This is a genomic window from Halobacteriovorax sp. CON-3 (assembly GCF_043196995.1).
In the GTDB taxonomy this organism is placed as follows: domain Bacteria; phylum Bdellovibrionota; class Bacteriovoracia; order Bacteriovoracales; family Bacteriovoracaceae; genus Halobacteriovorax_A.
Genome location: NZ_JBEBNA010000001.1, coordinates 2017926 through 2035684, shown reverse-complemented (window position 1 = coordinate 2035684; position 17759 = coordinate 2017926). Strand labels below are relative to the sequence as shown.

General features: G+C 37.3%; 13 protein-coding genes. 6 read left to right on the top strand and 7 right to left on the bottom strand.

What is annotated here, in order from left to right:
* From ABMA72_RS09705 to ABMA72_RS09675, 7 genes are read right to left on the bottom strand one after another with little or no spacing between them, the layout of a single operon-like run.
* Positions 1–1476: an NADH-quinone oxidoreductase subunit N gene (locus ABMA72_RS09705; protein WP_021267433.1), complete on the bottom strand. Its 1476-nt coding sequence runs from the start codon at positions 1474–1476 to the stop codon at positions 1–3.
* A gap of 18 nt (positions 1477–1494) precedes the next feature.
* On the bottom strand, positions 1495–3027 hold the full coding sequence (locus tag ABMA72_RS09700) for a NuoM family protein (protein WP_392861301.1): 1533 nt from the start codon (positions 3025–3027) through the stop codon (positions 1495–1497).
* 18 nt (positions 3028–3045) lie between these two features.
* Positions 3046–5229 (bottom strand): NADH-quinone oxidoreductase subunit L, encoded by a 2184-nt coding sequence (locus ABMA72_RS09695; RefSeq protein ID WP_392861302.1) that lies wholly within the window; start codon positions 5227–5229, stop codon positions 3046–3048.
* Positions 5230–5250: 21 nt separating this feature from the next.
* Complete coding sequence (nuoK, locus tag ABMA72_RS09690) at positions 5251–5556, bottom strand: NADH-quinone oxidoreductase subunit NuoK (RefSeq protein WP_103218558.1); 306 nt, start codon at positions 5554–5556, stop codon at positions 5251–5253.
* Complete coding sequence (locus ABMA72_RS09685) at positions 5553–6086, bottom strand: NADH-quinone oxidoreductase subunit J (RefSeq protein ID WP_393056979.1); 534 nt, start codon at positions 6084–6086, stop codon at positions 5553–5555. Before ABMA72_RS09685 ends, nuoK begins: the two co-directional genes overlap by 4 nt.
* A gap of 18 nt (positions 6087–6104) precedes the next feature.
* Positions 6105–7313, bottom strand: a complete 1209-nt coding sequence (nuoH, locus tag ABMA72_RS09680; protein WP_392993901.1) for an NADH-quinone oxidoreductase subunit NuoH — start codon at positions 7311–7313, stop codon at positions 6105–6107.
* Complete coding sequence (locus tag ABMA72_RS09675) at positions 7313–7729, bottom strand: NADH-quinone oxidoreductase subunit A (protein ID WP_393056977.1); 417 nt, start codon at positions 7727–7729, stop codon at positions 7313–7315. Before ABMA72_RS09675 ends, nuoH begins: the two co-directional genes overlap by 1 nt.
* A 167-nt stretch (positions 7730–7896) precedes the next feature.
* Here ABMA72_RS09675 and mfd point away from each other — a divergent pair, with 167 nt between their 5' ends.
* The 6 genes from mfd to ABMA72_RS09645 all read left to right on the top strand — a co-directional run bounded on the left by mfd (position 7897) and on the right by ABMA72_RS09645 (position 17679).
* Entirely contained in the window at positions 7897–11376 is a 3480-nt protein-coding gene (mfd, locus tag ABMA72_RS09670; RefSeq protein WP_393056975.1) for a transcription-repair coupling factor, read from the top strand.
* 85 nt (positions 11377–11461) lie between these two features.
* Positions 11462–12268 carry a peptidylprolyl isomerase gene (locus tag ABMA72_RS09665; RefSeq protein ID WP_393056973.1) on the top strand — a complete coding sequence of 269 codons (807 nt, stop codon included), beginning with the start codon at positions 11462–11464 and terminating at the stop codon, positions 12266–12268.
* Between the two features lie 90 nt (positions 12269–12358).
* The gene (locus ABMA72_RS09660; RefSeq protein ID WP_392861308.1) at positions 12359–13279 is read left to right on the top strand and encodes a hypothetical protein; all 921 of its coding nucleotides are present in this window, start codon (positions 12359–12361) and stop codon (positions 13277–13279) included.
* Positions 13280–13284: 5 nt separating this feature from the next.
* The gene (locus ABMA72_RS09655; protein WP_393056971.1) at positions 13285–14142 is read left to right on the top strand and encodes a PdxA family protein; all 858 of its coding nucleotides are present in this window, start codon (positions 13285–13287) and stop codon (positions 14140–14142) included.
* Positions 14132–16939: an excinuclease ABC subunit UvrA gene (gene uvrA / locus ABMA72_RS09650; protein WP_392861312.1), complete on the top strand. Its 2808-nt coding sequence runs from the start codon at positions 14132–14134 to the stop codon at positions 16937–16939. Before ABMA72_RS09655 ends, uvrA begins: the two co-directional genes overlap by 11 nt.
* Positions 16936–17679 carry a TrmH family RNA methyltransferase gene (locus ABMA72_RS09645; RefSeq protein ID WP_393056969.1) on the top strand — a complete coding sequence of 248 codons (744 nt, stop codon included), beginning with the start codon at positions 16936–16938 and terminating at the stop codon, positions 17677–17679. The genes uvrA and ABMA72_RS09645 overlap by 4 nt, the downstream gene beginning before the upstream one ends.
* Positions 17680–17759 lie beyond the last annotated feature (80 nt).

The window sequence follows — 17759 nt, the reverse complement described above, 5'->3', positions numbered from 1 at the left end:
CTACTTAATTAGGAGCAAGGCTCCGTTAGCAAGAGCGATAAGCTTTTGCCAGAAAATACCAAGAAGTACAACTGGAAGCGTATAAGCACCAATTACTAGTTGGTTGATAAATCCGAAACCACCGATTTGCTCATCAGACTCTGCATCTTTAAGAATCATTACACGAACAACTTTCATGTAGTAATAAAGAGAGATTACAGAGTTAAGAGCAGTAATAACCGCTAGTACATAGAATTTCTTATCAATAATTGCAGCAAGAATGTTGAACTTAGCTACGAATCCCGATAATGGAGGAAGACCAGCTAAAGAGAACATTGTAATCGCCATAGCAATTGCCATAACTGGATGCTTCTTAATAAGACCTGAGAAACGATCGATATGATCATTACCGTAGTGATCTTGAATGAATGAAGCAACATAGAATGCTACAAGAGTCATAAATAAGTAAGTTACAGAATAGAAAAGAATTGCTGTCCATCCTGATTTACCAAGTACAATCGCACCAAGCATCATTACACCAGCGTGTGAAATTGAAGAGAAAGCAAGCATTCTCTTAATTGAGCGCTGACCGATAGCTGAAACGTTACCAACTGTCATTGTAAGAGCAGCTACGATACTTAGAAGAACTAGCCAAGAGTCCTTAAGAACACCAACATCTCCACCAAAGAATACCTGAGTTAGACGAGCAAATGCTACGATCCCTGCAAACTTAGGAACTAATGAGAAGAATGCTGTAACTGGCAGAGGTGAACCTTCGTAAACATCTGGAGACCACATGTGGAAAGGCACACAAGAAATCTTATAACCAATACCTACAAAGAAAAGTAGGAATGAAGGAATAAGAATTGCTGTTTGCTCAGTTGATAGAGTTGATAGCATTGGCATAAGTTCAGAGAAGTTAATTGTCCCTAGAACACCAAAGATGTGACTCATACCAAATAACATCATACCAGCAGTTACACCACCGTATAGAACATACTTAAGACCAGCTTCAGTTGAACGTTCATCGTTCTTCTTAAGCGCGGCCATTGCATATGATAGTAGTGAAAGTGTTTCGATCCCTAAATAGAATAGAAGCATATTGTTTGCAGAAGCTAGAAGCATCCCACCAACTAAAACACCCATTGCTAAAATTGTGTATTCAGCTTTTGTTCCTTCGTAAAGATCCTTAGAGATCTTAGAAAGGTAAATAACACCAGCTGTACTTAGGATCATTACGATCTTTGCAAAACCTGAGAAGTGATCAATAACTAAAGACTTAGTAAAGATATGTGTCGGCTCAATACCAAGACCTTTAACTTGATAGATAAGCGCACATAGTAGTCCAAGCATTGAACCCCAGTAAAACATGTTTTTTGAGCTACCTTTTTCATCATTTCCGTAAGTAGCTTCGATGAGGATTAAGGCCCCCATCGTGAAGCATACTAAAAGCTCCGGAATATAATGTGAGATACTCGCTAAATAATTTAAAGCCATCACTTCACCTATTGACTATTAAAAAGTCGCTAATAATGAAACTAGTTTACCTACAGAAGCCTTCATCATATCTAGTAATGGAGATGGCCAAATACCAAATAGGATTACTGCAATACATAGTGGAACCATGTAGAAGATTTCTCTAGCATTCATATCTGTATAAGATTTGTTTTCTTCAATAACCTCACCAAAGAACATTCTCTTGAACATCCATAGTAGGTAAGCAGCACCAAGAAGAAGACCAACAACTGCAAGAACAGTGATTGTTGTAAATCTATTGTAGATCCCTAGGAAAATTAGAGCTTCAGAGATGAAACCTGAAAGTCCTGGAAGACCCATTGATGCGAACATCGCGATGATGAAAACAATTGAGAACTTTGGAAGTTGTGTATAAAGACCACCAAAACCTTTTGTTCCATCTGGTCTAACGATCCATCTGTGGTGTGATCTTTCATAAAGAATACCGATAAGAAGGAACATCATAGCTGTTGAAGTACCGTGGTTGAACATCTGAAGAACAGCACCGTTCATACCTTGAACTGTCATAGCAGCAAGACCTAGCATTACGAATCCCATGTGAGAAACTGAAGAGTATGCAACAAGTTTCTTAACATCTGTTTGTGCCATGGCACAGAATGCACCGTAAATAACGTTAATTAAACCTAGCCATGCAATTGCGTCTGCAAAGTAAACAGAAGCTGATGGGAAGATTGGGAATGCAATTCTTAGGAAACCATAAGTACCCATCTTAAGTAGTACACCGGCAAGGATAACTGAGATCGCTGTTGGTGCCTGAACGTGTGCGTGTGGTAGCCACGTGTGGAATGGGAAAACTGGAACTTTGATCGCGAAACCAATGAAAAGTGCTACAAAGAATACTTTTGCAAATGGAAGTGCCATACCAAAGATATTTACAGTTTCGTTTACAAATTTACCGCCTGAAAGCGCTAGAATATTGAATGAATCAACACCTTGTCCTGTTACGAAGTATAGAGCAACCATACCAACAAGCATTAGGATTGAACCAAAGAATGTATATAAGAAGAATTTAACAGCTGCGTACTCTCTATTCTCACCACCCCAAATTCCGATTAGGAAGAACATTGGGATTAGCATTACTTCCCAGTAAACATAAAATAGGAAGAAATCCATTGATAAGAATACACCGTAAACAGTTGATTGAAGCATTAGTAGTAATGCAAAGTAACCTTTAACTTGCTTTTTAACTGTCCATGAAGAAAGGATACAGATCGCAAAAAGAAGCGAAGTTAAAAGAACCATTGGTAATGAAATACCATCAATTCCTAGGTGATAAAAAATGTTAAACTGCGAAATCCAAGAATGTTTAATTGTAAACATCTCTTGCATACCTGGCACAGTATTGTCGAATTTCATGTATAGACAACCTGATAAAACAAGTGTGATCACAGTATTAATCAAAGACCATACTCTAATTGCCGTCTCTTTCGTCTTAGGTAATAAAAGTACCCCAAGAACACCGATCATAGGCATCCACAGAATCCAACTTAATAGATTAGAATGTGCGTTCACTGTAACTCCTTAATTCTCTTATAAAGCTAAAATATAACCAAATAGTACTAAAATAATCATTGCGATGTAGAACTGGATCTTTCCGTTTTGGATCGTTCTTAAGATAACGTTGAATAAACGTACACTTGCCCCAGTACCATCTACCATCATTGTGTCGACAAATAAGTTATCGAACCACGCTGAAACTCTCATTACAAAACGTGTAACCGTTGCCCAACCGTCAACTGCGTATCTGTCATAGACCCCCATGTCAAACTTAGCTAATAGGTTGTTAAACGGAAGAAGTCCCTTCTTGATGAAGCCACCAATATAAAGATCATCCATAAAATATTTGTTTTGTAGTGTTCTGTAATAACGGTTAAAAGAGTTAACCCAGAAACCTGGATTCCATTTACCCCATAGGTACATCATCATCGCGATGAATACACCAGAGAAAGCAATCACAATCGACATACCAGCACCAATATAGTGAACCTGGTGGATGTGGTGTGCTTCTTCTTCAGATAGTCCGTAAGTTGAATCATACTTAGAAGTTGTAAATGTACCTTTTTCACGTACATCAATTGATCCAAGTTGCTCACGCTTATAGTTTTCGAACTGACCTTTCTTAGGCTTTTGAATTAAAGTTTGGAACCACTCATACTTACCGTTTGCTTTATCTGCAACTTTAACAAAACCTTGTCCTGTTAATGAACCAGAGAACCAAACACCTAGAGTAAATACAGCTAGGATAAGTAGAGGTACGTTTCTGTTCCAAGTAAGCTTTTCTTCATGACAGTGATCGTATACTTCTTTGTCTCTTGGCTTACCGTGGAAAGCTAGGAACATCATACGACACATATAGAAAGCTGTTAGTAGAGCACCCATGAAACCAAGAACTGCCGGAGCAACCATTACTGGTGAGTGAAGTGCTTCAATTAAAGCATCCCCTAGGATTCTATCTTTCGATACGAAACCAGAGAAAAATGGAATACCTGCGATTGCAAGAGTACAACACCACATTGCAAACCAAGTAAATTTCATTTTATGTCTTAGACCACCCATTCTTGGCATCTCTTGTACGTGAGCATGCGTGTGGTGATCGTGAAGAGAGTGAATAACAGAACCAGCAGCTAGGAATAGACATGCCTTGAAAACAGCGTGTGTAATCAGGTGCATGAATGCAGCATTATATGACCCAACACCAATACCTAGAACCATGTATCCTAGTTGAGAGATTGTTGAGAAAGCTAGTACCGCTTTGAAGTCTGTTTGAACAAGAGCAATTGTTGCAGCACCGAAAGCAGTAATACCACCGATATAAGCAACAAAAGTTAAAAGTCCACCAGCATCAAGTAGCGGGTAAATTCTTAGTGATAGATAAACACCAGCAGCAACCATTGTCGCAGCGTGGATTAGCGCTGAACATGGAGTTGGACCGTTCATCGCATCTGGTAGCCAAACGTTTAAAGGGAATTGCGCTGACTTACCAATTGTTCCCATAAAGATACAGAAACCAGCAAATGTTGCTAAAGGGATACCAAGTACCGCCTGACCAGCTAATCCACCAGCATCGATTGCTTTATATAGGTCTACAAAACTTACTGAACCAACAACAGTCCAAAGAGCAACAATACCTAGTAGAAAGAAAACATCCCCTACTCTTGTTGTCATGAAGGCCTTAACGTTAGCAGCTCCAGCAACCTCTTTCTCGTAGTAGTGACCGATTAGAGAGTATGAACAGAATCCCATAAGCTCCCAAAAGATAAATACTGAAAATAAGTTATCTGAAAGTGCAAGACCAAGCATTGCAGAAGTGAAGAGTGACATATAAGTGAAGAAACGACCGTTTCTACCGTAGTTCATGTCATCTTTCATATACCAAGTTGAGAAAACGTGGATAAGTGTAGCAACGGCCGTAACCATCATAAGAAGAACAGCAGTCATGTTATCAATATAGATACCCATGTTTACTACGAACTCTTGCCCACCACCAGTTAGGTCAAACCAAGTGAATACTTTGTGGATATGATAATCAGCAGAGTACGTTCCGAAAACGAAGTCGCTAAAAATTCTCCACGCATAAATTGTCGAACCTGCGATTGCTGCACAACTGATCGCTACAGCAGTTCTCGTAAAGCGTGATGCAATAAATGCATTAATCACGAAAGCAAAGAACGGTAGTAGAACAATTGGAGCAATACTTGAAATCGTATAATCCATTTTTTTCCCTTATATCTCTAATTAACTTTTTAGTTCAGTTGCATCATCAATATGAATCGAATCTTTAACTTGGAAGAAACGAATCACGATTGCTAAACCAACGGCCGCTTCAGCAGCAGCAACAATAATAATGAATAGTGACATAATATTTCCGTCAATATTCTGGTTTGCGTATCTTGTGTAAGCTGCAAAGTTAAGAGCAGCCGCATTTAAAATTAACTCAACACCAAGAAGGATCGCGATAATATTCTTTCTCGCTACCATTACTGCAATACCTGCAAGGAATAAGAAGAAAGAAATTAGTAAGTAAGAAGATAAAGTCATCATTTTTTTAATCTCCTTGGTCTAGAAATTACTGCTGCACCAACAAGAGCTCCAAGAAGCAGGATTGAAGAAATTTCGAAAGCTAGTACGTGATCCGTAATTAGCTTAGTTCCGATCTCTTCAACTGTTGATTGCATATCTTCCAGTTGCACATGTTTTTGAATCTTTAAAACAGGTGCTAGGATTTTCATTAATACAAAACTGATTACAAGCATCATGATTGCTGCAATAGTGTACGTTTTAGTCGTCCCCATTGCTGCTACTTTCTTGATCCCTAGCTTATTGTAAGCTTGTTCAATCCCACCAGTTAACATGATGGCAAATAGCATGAGAATAACAACACCACCAGCATATACAACTAACTGAGTAGCAGCTAAGAAGTCAGCGCCTAGAGTTGCATAAAGACCAGCTACTCCAAAAAGAGTAAGTAGAAGGTAGATACATGCATGCATTAAATTTTTTGAAACGGCGACAAGGAATGCTCCTATAACTGTAGCCGCTGCTGAAATTAAAAACATTGTGTTAATAAACATTTCAAATATCCTTAAATATTAGTGTCCGCCCGCACCAGCAGATGCAGATGCGATTACTTTTCCAAGAATTGCCCACATAGACTTACCATTAAATAGGTAAAGCCATACAGCACAACCAATCATATTAAATAGTGCAATTGGAGTTAGATATTTCCAACAAAGTACCATTAGAGAGTCAACTCTCATTCTTGGTAGTGTCCATCTGATCCAAATTACAACGTAATAAAGAGCAAGTGTCTTAGTTACGAAAGATCCAAGTTGTAAAAAGTTTCCAATTTGCTTACCGATCATTGGGTGAGCTGAAGGAATTAATTTATTTACGAATTCACCTGAACCAAGGCCAAAAGGAACTTGATAACCACCTAGGAATAAAGCAGCACAAACACCACAAACAACGAAAACTTCGATGTATTCTGCAAGTGCAAAGAATGCAAACTTCATACCTGTAAATTCAGTGTGGTAACCAGAAACTAGTTCTGATTCCGCTTCAGGAAGATCAAAAGGAGCTCTGTTTGTTTCAGCAAGTGCACCAATAAAAAGTACGAAGAACCCAATAAAAGTAAATGGGTTATGAAGAACAAACCATTGGTGTGGTAATCCACCCTGAGCTTCTGTAATTGTTTTAAATGATAGTGAACCAGTCATGATGACAATTGCTAGAATTGAAAGAGTTACTGGAACTTCGTAAGAGATGATTTGTGAAGCACCCCTCATACCACCAAGCATTGACCACTTAGAGTTCGATGCATAACCACCAAGGAAAATACCAACACCTACTAATGATGAAACACCTAGTAAGTAGAAAACACCAACATTAAGGTGAGTTAGAGTAAATCCACTTGAGAATGGTACAACAGCAAGTGACATGAAAACACCTACTAACGCTAGTAGAGGTGCAATGTTAAATAAGAACTTGTCCGCATCACGTGGAACAACGTCCTCTTTAAGAATCATCTTCACACCATCAGCTAAAAACTGAAGAATACCAAAAGGACCAACACGGTTAGGACCCTGTCTCATTTGAAGGTCAGCAGAAATCTTTCTTTCAGCATAAGTACCAAGACCACCCACTGTTGCAAGAGCACCAACGATGATTAATGAGAAAACTAAGAAAAGTAAAAACGTTACGATTCCAGTTGCATCAGTTCCTAAAAGTTTTGACAGTGCATCCACGGCCATTGAGTAGCCTGGTGCTTGTGATAAATACGATACAATCGTTGAATTCATTATTTATCCTTTCCATTAATATTTGCTTGGAAAGATTTTACCCAATCAAGGTCACCTTTCTTCCAGCAATAAACTAAACCTAAACTTAAAATAACAATGAATAGAAGAAGTGATCCAAGAACTGCACCACCCTGTCCGATGTCGACAAAGTTTTTATAAACTGCTGCAACAGGAAACATTAAAGCTCCTTCAACATCAAAGATTAAGAATATTAGAGCGATAACATAGAAACGTACGTTAAAGTTAGACCACGCAGTACCAGTTGGTTCCTCACCACATTCATATGGCGTAAGTTTCAATTCTGTTGGATTATTTGGCCTTACAAGACGACCGACAAGTAATGTTCCAAAGAAAGCGACTACTGCTACAGCGGCTAAAATTAACACCGGCATATAGACGTCAAAGTTTTGCGACATCGATTTATCTCCATGTATAAGTAAAGTAAGTTCCCAAATATTACACGATTACTAGCACTTTGGAAATAAATTGGCCCCTCTTTTTTTGAGTAATATCTTCTATTTAGTAACGCATGGGCCAATGCATAAATTCTTTGTTCTCACTATATTTTATGTTAAAAAACGACATGGATTTATTTTCACCACTACGCACAAAACTAGAAACATGGTTAGACACTAGGCAACACGACCTTACCATCGACGGTATTAATAGGGAGCACTGGGCATTTGCTAAGTTCTTATTACAAGAAAAAAATGGTAAAATTAATCCATCGAATTTATTTATTTTTGAAAATTATGATGACGCAGAACAGTTCTACGAGCTTGTAAAAACGAGCTTTTCTAAAACAAAACTTGTTTTCTACCCAGGACTAGATGCGTCACCTTATTCGGGAATGTTTGCCTCAGAAAGTGCACAACTTGCCCGACACTCAGCATTAGAAAAAATTATTCGTGCTGAAAATAAAGAATTAATAGTTATCACTTCAATAGAATCTCTTGGATTAAAAGTTCCACCGGCCAACTTTTTCAATGAAACTAAAATTGAAATTAATGAATCAGATATTATTTCTCCAGATGAGTTAGCTGGAAAATTAGTTCAGCTTGGATACAGCTCTTCATTTACAGTGGAAGAACAAGGAACATTTTCTAAGAAAGGTGAGATTTTTGACATCTACCCTGTTGGTCATCATCCAATTCGTATTCATTATTTTGATGAAATGATTGAAGAAATTTATGAAATTGATAAAGAAACTTTAAAGACTATTAAAGATAAGAAACTTGAATCAATTATCATTGCACCTGGGCCAACTATTTTTTGTGAGTCACAATACTCAAATAACTTACGAAATAATATTCCTCGTCCAAGGGCCAATCAAAGAGACTTATTAGAAAAACGTAATGATATTTTTAGCAAGCTTTCCAGTGGAATGCTATTTGAAAATCATCCAATCTATACGCCTTTATTTTTTAATGAAAATGAAACAGCAACACTTCTCGACTACATTAACGAAAATTGGATTATTTCAATCTTTGATCGTGACAATGTTGAAGACTATTTTTCAAATTACTGTGATGACCTCGCTAGAGATTTTGAAGACTGTGAAGAGTTACTTCCAGAACCAAAATATTTTTACGACTTATCAACAATTGATCGTTTAAAAGATATCGCTTGTTTAAATCTCAATCATTTAAATATTACTGTTAACCTTGATAATGACAGTAATATCGTTGATCTTGGGTTTAGGCCTTTCAAGTCTTATATCTCTTATCACGACATTAACTACTTAGTTAAAAAAGAGTTTTTAACAGGACTCTTTAAGCATATTAAAAGTGAATTCAAATACTCCGGGAAAATTATTTTCACAATTCAAAATGAAAATTCTCGAAAAGAAATTGAACACTTAATTGAAACATTTGAAGTAGATGGTGAAATCAAGAAACGTATCGAATTTGTTCCTTTCAAATTAAGTGAAGGATTCTTCTACCCTAGTGATAAATTACTTACAATTTCAGATAGTGATTTATTTTCAATTAGAAGAGACAAGGCCAAGGTTTCAAAGATTCACGACTATGATCTCTTTGCAGAACAGCTGGCCTCTCTTAAAGAAGGTGACTTCGTAATTCACTCTAAACACGGTATCGGAAAGTACTTAGGCTTAGAGGCAATGGATATTGGTGGCTCTAAAACTGACTACCTCGTTCTTCTTTATAAAGGTAATGATAAAGTATTCGTACCAATTTATAAGATGAATCTTATTCAAAAGCATGCCGGCGGAGAACTAAATGTTAATGTCGACAGCTTAAGAACAAATAAATTCTCGGCGCTAACTTCTAGAGCTCGTGAATCTATTAAGAAGCTAGCTTTTGACCTCTTAAAGCTTCAGGCCGAAAGAGCATCGGCCAAGGCCTTTCAATTTTCTCCACCAGATCATGACTTTAAAGAGTTTGAGCTTTCATTTCCTTTTAATGAAACACCAGACCAAAAGAACGCTATTGATTCTGTTATTGATAAGATGCAAGCAAGTACAGCGATGGACTTTCTAGTTTGTGGAGATGTTGGTTTTGGAAAAACAGAAGTCGCCATGCGTGCAGCTTTTAAAGCTGTTCTTGATGGTAAACAGGTTGCGGTCTTAGTTCCGACAACAGTTCTTGCGCTTCAACATTATAATTCATTTGTTAAACGCTTTGAAAAGTTCCCAGTTCGTATCGATTACCTTTCTCGTTTTAAAACAGGAAAGGATGAAAAAGAAACGAAAGAAAAATTAGAAAAAGGCGAAATTGATATTATCGTTGGTACTCATAAACTTCTAGGTAAAACCATTCGTTATAAAGACCTAGGACTTGTCATTGTTGATGAAGAACAACGCTTTGGTGTTGGCCATAAAAACCAACTTAAACTTCTAAAGTCATCAGTTGACTTCTTAACATTAACGGCAACGCCAATTCCTAGGACACTACAACTATCTTTCTTAGGACTTAAAGATCTTGCTCTTATTAAGACGGCTCCTCCTAGAAGACAGTCCATTAAGACATATGTGATTAAAGAAGATGATCACACAATCCAATCGGCAATTAATCGTGAACTAAAGCGTGGTGGCCAGGTCTTTATTGTCCACAATCGCGTACAAGATATTGAAAATTACACGGCCTATATTAGAGAACTCGTTCCTGAAGCAAAGATTGTTTTTGCTCACGGACAGATGGCAGAAAAAGAACTTGAGTCTCGCATTTCCGCTTTCTACAACGGTGCTTACCAGATTCTTATTTCGACTACTATTATTGAATCAGGAATTGATATTCCAAATGCCAATACAATGATTGTTGATCGCGCTGATCGCTATGGATTAGCACAACTTCACCAGCTGCGTGGACGAATTGGGCGATCTGACAAGAAAGCATACTGCTACTTTGTCGTTCCAAATAATCGCAATATCACCGAAATAGCGGCCAAGAGGCTTAAGGCCCTACAGACATATGCAGACATGGGAAGTGGTTTCCAAATTGCAAATTGTGACCTCGAGATTCGTGGTGCTGGAGATATTCTCGGTGCACACCAATCAGGACATATTGAGGCCATTGGTCTTGAACTTTATATGGAGCTTCTAACAGAAGCGATTCAAGAACTTCGTGGTGAAAAGAAAGTCATCACAAAAGATATTGAAATTAACACGCCATTTGCGGCCTTTATTCCTGCCCACTTTATTAGTGAATCAAGTGAGCGCCTAAAATATTATAAGCAACTTTCTAACTCCAGATCGATTGATGAAATAACTGCTTTAAAAGAAACTATCTTTGATATCTACGGGCCTGGCCCAGAGGAGTTTAATCAGTTGATAGCTATTCTTGAAGCTCGCTCTCACCTAATGCCTTGTGGTGTAAAATCAGCGCAGCTAATTGATAACACGATCGTTTTTCAATTTGATCAAAATGTAGTTGAGGCAAATGAACAGCTTCGAAATAATATTTTAAATAACTTCCTAGGCATGCCTAGAAAATATCGTTTCACACCAGATTTCAAACTGATTTTTACCAATAAAATGACAATATCTCCGAGTGGATTAGTCGAGTTCTGTCAGGAAATTGCGGAAAAAATAGTTCCATCTTAGTGAAATTTATAAGTTTTTAAGAATTTTTGGTACAATTAGATATAGTTTAAGAATTTGATTTCTATAATTTGAAAAGGATATCTATATGTACGGTAAAATCATCTTAGTTTTACTACTTGCACTAGGACTTGAAGCTGCACCAAAGAAAGTTGTAGCTGAAGTTAATGGTCAAAAAATCACGAAGGAAGAATTAGACCAAGCATACCTACTAAATAAGTATGTTGTTTCTGATGATCCTGTAACGATGAAGAGAGTTCTTACAGACCTAATCAACAAAAAGCTAGGTGTTGAAAAGGCCAAGAAAGCAAAGCTTGATAAAGACCCTATCGTTGTTAGAAAGCTAGAAGAAGTCATCTTCAATGCTCAAGTTTCAAAAGATCTAGAAGGTGAATTCCAAAAGATTAAAGTAACAGATGCAGATGTAAAGAAATTCTATAGTGAATATCCAGAGTATCGTACAGCACATATCTTACTAAGAGTAAGAGTTGCTCCATCAGAAAATGAAATTAATGCTGCTCAAAAGAAGATTTTCGAAATTCATCAGCAAGTAACTCAAGAGCCAGCTAAATTTGCTGAATTAGCTAATAAGTATTCACAATCACCAAACGCTCATACTGGTGGTGACGTAGGATATCAACCAGCTTTCTTTATGGCACCAGAGTATTTTGCGGCCATTAAGGGAAAGAAAGATGGATTTATTACACGTCCGGTTCGTACTCAACTTGGTTACCATGTAATTAAGGTTCTTGGTGTGAAAAAGTACGAAGAGATCAATATGGGCGCTTACAAGAAGTTTGTTTATGACAGGAAGCGCGATAGAATTATTGAAGATTATTTCGCAGACTTACGTAAAAAAGCCAATATTAAAATTTTAGACAAAAATCTAAAGTAATTCAGATTAAATAATTTGCACAAGCCTCATGGGCACGATAAATTATTGTTCTATACTTCATCGATGAAAGAACAGTAATAAGAGGTGTTCATGAGGCTTTTTCTTTTTTTGGCCCTACTTTTTTCAACATTAAACTTACAAGCAAAGAATACAAAACTATTAGATAAGATTACGGCAGTAGTTGATGAACACGTCATCACAAAATCAATGATCGAGCGTGTGAAGAAATCACTTCCTATTCGCCAAAATATTTCACCATTTATCTACAAGAAAGATATGAAATATACGGATAAGGCAGTCGCTGATCTTATTATTAGAAAATATATCATTCGTTCAACTCTTGCTGAGCAGGGATATGTGATTTCAGACTCAACTGTAGAAAAAGAGATTAAGAGAAAAGAGCAAAGACTTGGGCTTAGCCGAAATGACCTTATCGCCTTCTTAAAGAAATCAAATACAAACTTTGAAGAGTTCTTTGAACTAAATAAAGAGGCCATTGAGTTTAACCACTTCAACTCAGTTGTAATCATCCCTCTTATCTCTGTCAGTGAACAAGAAATTAAGAACGAGTTCTTCAAGGAAAACGTAAATAATAAGACTGTTTCTTATCGCTATACTCTTGTGGACTTCTCAATCGATGAATCAATTGTCACAAAGAAAGACTACTCTAAATTTAAAAAGACTATGGAGTCTTTCCAAAAAGGTGGACCCCTACCAAGTAAGTACGGCTCAATTGAAACTTCAACTCTTGGTGATATCACGGCCGATGGCCTAACTGCAGAGTTACAAAAGCTTCTCAATAAAACACAAGAAGGACAATTCACTCAACCAATTAATATGATGGGTGAAACACATATCTTCTATGTAAAAACTCGTGATGTTGTTGAATCTTCTCTATTTCAAAATGCTAAGAATCGAATTAGAGCTCAACTATATGAAGCAAAAGCAAAAGAAGTTACAAGAATGTGGTTTGAACGCGAAAAAGCAAATCACTATGTAAAAACATTATAGAAGAAATGATCTATGTTACTGCTGGCCATGAAAGAGGAATAGGACTTGAAGTTTTTTTAAAAGCTTGGAGCCTTCTATCATCAAGTCAGCAGTCTAAATTCCACCTCTTTGTTGGTGAAGAATTTAAAAATCAATTACCTGCCGAATTAAATCATACACTAGTTCAAAGCCCCTATTCACATAATGCCCTTGAGCAAGCTTGTGATCTTTGTGGGCCTAATGACATTTTAGTAACCATGCCTACGACAAAGAATGAATTATTCTTTGAAGGCAAGCCTGTGTCAGGACACACTGAATACTTTCGCAAGAGATATCAAAATGAAAATCTTGTGATGTTCTTTAAGTCGTATGATGCCAATGTACTTTTAATTACCGATCACATTCCTCTTAAGGATGTGGCCACAAAAATAAATCATGATCTTATTCACAACAAGATTAAAATTTGTGTTGATAATTACAAAAAATATTTTGGCCATTTAAATGATGTCATTATTTCTGGTATTAATCCACATGCCGGAGAAGGTGGTATTCTTGGTAGCGAAGAAAAAGAGATTATAAGAGCAATTAAAGAACTCGATATCGATGAGAGAATTATTGGCCCTCTACCAGCAGACGGTCTCTTTCTAAATGATAGTTTTGCAAGTGATAAGCTCTACGTCTATATGTACCACGATCAAGGTCTTGCACCATTTAAGACGATGTTTAAATCTAAGGGTGCTAATATCACCTTAGGTATGCCCTATCTTCGTCTAAGTGTTGATCACGGTACGGCCTTTGATCTCTATGGAAAAGATTGTGCCAATTATATGGGCTGCTACTATGTTTTAAAGTTAGCTTTAAAGGTTATAAAAAATGAACAATGAAATTAAAGTCGTAAAAGCACGTGTTCACAATTTAAAAGACGTCACGATTGATATTCCCAAGAATCAATTGACTGTTATTACCGGTCCTTCTGGTTCGGGAAAGAGCTCCCTCGCCTTTGATACAATCTATGCCGAAGGACAAAGACGCTATATTGAATCTCTTTCATCTTATGCTAGGCAATTTCTTGGCCAGCAGCAAGCACCAGATGTTGAATCAATAACTGGCCTTTCACCGGCCATTGCCATTGACCAGAAGACAACAAGCAAGAACCCGAGATCAACAGTAGGTACTATTACTGAGGTCTATGATTATATGAGAGTACTCTTTGCTAGAGTCGGTGATCTCTATGATCCAAACAATGGTGAAAAAGTTATTAGCTACACACCAGGACAGATCACACGTGATCTTATGGATCTACCGGAGAAAACAAAACTTCATATTACAGTAGAAATAACTGATGAAACGAAGAAGGCACTTGAACAGCAGATGGCAAAATACCTATCGATGGGCTTTTCTCGTTTTATCGTAAATGATGAAATCATGCTTCTTGATAGTAGCGAGATAAAATCTCTTAAAGCATCTGATGAAATCCTAGTCGTTATCGATCGTATCCTTGTTAAGGCCGATATTGAAAAGCGCTTAACTGACTCAGTTGAACTAGGACTTAAACTTGGAAATGGAATTATTCACGTCATGATTGATGATGAATACCATACATATTCAGAGATCAATATGTCTCATGTAACAGGAGAAGTTTTCCCTGATCTTGAACCAAGACTCTTCTCTTTCAACTCACCTGTTGGTGCTTGTGGAAAGTGTAACGGACTTGGTGAATCAAAAGAGTTTGTACTTAGCGAGATTATCTTTGATGACTCTCTACCTGTTCTTAAGGGAGCAATTCCACTTTTAACTAAGAAGAATAACTTCCTTCACAAGATGGTTGAGTGCATGCTTAAAGAAGAGGGTTTTGATTTAAAACTTCCTCTTTCAAAAATGCCAAAGAAAATATTTAAAATCCTAACGGAAGGTACTGATAAGGTTTATACCTATAAGTTCAAATCAGAAAATTCTGTCTTTGAATTCTCAAAACCATTCCCTGGCCTAATCAACTGGCTCGATAAGAAGTATCAAGAATCGACTTCTGAAAGAGTGCGCTCTGAACTTGAAAAGAGTATGCGTGTTCAAAAATGTTCTGAGTGTAATGGCCGTCGTCTTAATACAATTGCTTTAAGCACGAAAGTTGGTGAGAAAAATATCATTGAACTTTGTGAAGTACCACTTAGTGAAACTTATGAATACTTTAAGGATTTAAAGTTAGAAGGTATCAAAGAAAAGATCGGTGCCAAGCTACTGATTGAAATTACTTCACGTCTTAAATTTTTAAATGATGTAGGCCTTGATTATTTAACACTTAACCGTTCAGCTGGAACTTTAAGTGGTGGTGAGTCACAACGTATTCGCCTTGCCACTCAAATTGGTTCTGCTCTTTCAGGTGTTCTCTATGTCTTAGATGAGCCTAGTATCGGACTTCATCAAAGAGATAACGTAAGACTGATTCATACATTAAAAGAGCTGCGTGATCTTGGAAATACTGTCCTCGTTGTTGAACACGATGAAGATACAATGAAGGCCAGTGACTATATCATTGATATGGGACCAGGGGCCGGTGTTCACGGTGGAGAGATTGTTGCGCATGCGACAACTAAAAATTTCTTAAAGAAGAAATCTCTTACTGCCGACTACCTAAACCACAAAGTTAAAATCGAAGTTCCTAGTGAGAGGCGCAAGCTTAATGAGTTCATCAAACTTAGAGGCGCTCAACATAATAATCTAAAGAAAGTCGACGTGGACTTTCCGCTTGGAGGACTCGTTTGTATCAGTGGTGTATCTGGTTCGGGAAAATCAACTCTAGTACACGAAGTTCTCATTCCTGCAGTAAAGAGTAAATTAACTCGCATTAACCGCTCAATATATGAAAAGGCCAATTACAAATCAATTACTGGCCTAGAAAAAATCAAAACTGTTATTGAATTAGACCAATCACCTATTGGCCGTACACCTCATTCAAACCCTGCAACTTACTCGGGTCTATTTGATGATGTAAGAAAGCTATTTGCCGCAACAAGTGAATCACAAATTCGCGGCTATAAGCCAGGACGCTTTAGCTTCAATGTTAAAGGTGGGCGCTGTGAAGAGTGTGAAGGAAATGGAACTCAAAAAATTGAGATGCACTTTCTACCAGATGTTTATGTAACTTGTAATGAGTGTAATGGACGTCGTTATAATAATGAAACTCTTTCTGTTCTCTACAAAGGAAAGTCAGTCGCTGACATTCTTGAGATGACAATTGAAGAAGGATACGAATTCTTCAAGAACCACCGAAGACTTGGTAAAATTCTAAAGACCATGAATGATGTCGGTCTTGGATATATGACTCTTGGTCAACCAGCTACAACACTTTCTGGTGGAGAGGCGCAAAGACTAAAGCTGGCAAGAGAGCTTGCAAAGTCAACGAAAGGTCATACTCTCTATGTTCTTGATGAGCCTACAACAGGTCTTCATTTTGAAGATATTAAGGTTCTTATGAAAGCAATCAATGAACTTGTTGAAAGCGATAACTCTGTTCTTATTATTGAACACAATCTAGATGTACTTAAAGTCGCTGACCAAATAATTGATCTCGGCCCTGAAGGTGGACACCGAGGTGGAACAATTGTGGGTACAGGAACACCGGAAGAGATTGCGAAAATTAAGACGTCACATACTGGTAAATTTTTAAAGGAAATTCTGAAGTGATAAATGGTTTTGAAGAATTTTATAATTTAAAGGATAAGAATCTTATTAAAGATGATTACTGTATCGCTGAAACAGAAAAGGTTGTTTGCAAAGCACTTCGTTCTAATCACGAAGTTGAAAAGATCATTGCGACTCAAGAGTTCTACGATGCCAACAAAGAATTAATCGATCAAAACTGTAAGCATGTTTTAATAAAAGATAAGAAAGAGCTAGAAGAAATCACTGGCTTTAAACTCCATCATGGAATACTTGCTAAGGTTAGAACTAATGGCCTTAAAAAGATTGATGAGCTTGGCGATAAGATTCTTATCTTTAACGGTGTTACGTCACCTGAAAATGTTGGAACGATGACGAGAGCAGCAATGGCCTTTGGATTTGATAATATTATTTATGATGCGAAGAGTGCTTCTCCCTATCTAAGACGTTGTATTAGAGTATCAATGGGAAATGCATTTGAAGCGAATATATGTAAGTCACTTAACATTATTGAAGACATTTCTTTACTTCAACAACTTGGTTATTCAGTTTGTGCTACGGCCAACGAAGAGGGTGCCTTACCGATTACAGACTTTAGGTATCCGCAAAAAGTTGCCTTAATTATTGGAAATGAGGGTAATGGTATGGATCGTGAAGTTATTGACGCCTGTGATAAGAAGCTCTTTATTCCTATTACAAATTATGTGGCGCACTTAAATGCTGCGAGTGCAGCTTCAATTTTTCTTTATCATTCGATCTTTTAATTAGATTTTTATTTATCTTTATTAACCTGACATTGGTGATGATAGTCTATAACTTAGGCCCATAAGCTCATCACCACACA

Bases quoted from the DNA above. Each gene is read 5' to 3' on its own strand.
- ABMA72_RS09705 (WP_021267433.1), bottom strand. From the start codon at position 1,476: ATGGCTTTAAATTATTTAGCGAGTATCTCACATTATATTCCGGAGCTT.
- ABMA72_RS09695 (WP_392861302.1), bottom strand. From the start codon at position 5,229: ATGGATTATACGATTTCAAGTATTGCTCCAATTGTTCTACTACCGTTC.
- nuoK (WP_103218558.1), bottom strand. From the start codon at position 5,556: ATGATGACTTTATCTTCTTACTTACTAATTTCTTTCTTCTTATTCCTT.
- ABMA72_RS09685 (WP_393056979.1), bottom strand. From the start codon at position 6,086: ATGTTTATTAACACAATGTTTTTAATTTCAGCAGCGGCTACAGTTATA.
- nuoH (WP_392993901.1), bottom strand. From the start codon at position 7,313: ATGAATTCAACGATTGTATCGTATTTATCACAAGCACCAGGCTACTCA.
- ABMA72_RS09675 (WP_393056977.1), bottom strand. From the start codon at position 7,729: ATGTCGCAAAACTTTGACGTCTATATGCCGGTGTTAATTTTAGCCGCT.
- mfd (WP_393056975.1), top strand. From the start codon at position 7,897: ATGGATTTATTTTCACCACTACGCACAAAACTAGAAACATGGTTAGAC.
- ABMA72_RS09665 (WP_393056973.1), top strand. From the start codon at position 11,462: ATGTACGGTAAAATCATCTTAGTTTTACTACTTGCACTAGGACTTGAA.
- ABMA72_RS09660 (WP_392861308.1), top strand. From the start codon at position 12,359: ATGAGGCTTTTTCTTTTTTTGGCCCTACTTTTTTCAACATTAAACTTA.
- ABMA72_RS09655 (WP_393056971.1), top strand. From the start codon at position 13,285: ATGATCTATGTTACTGCTGGCCATGAAAGAGGAATAGGACTTGAAGTT.
- uvrA (WP_392861312.1), top strand. From the start codon at position 14,132: ATGAACAATGAAATTAAAGTCGTAAAAGCACGTGTTCACAATTTAAAA.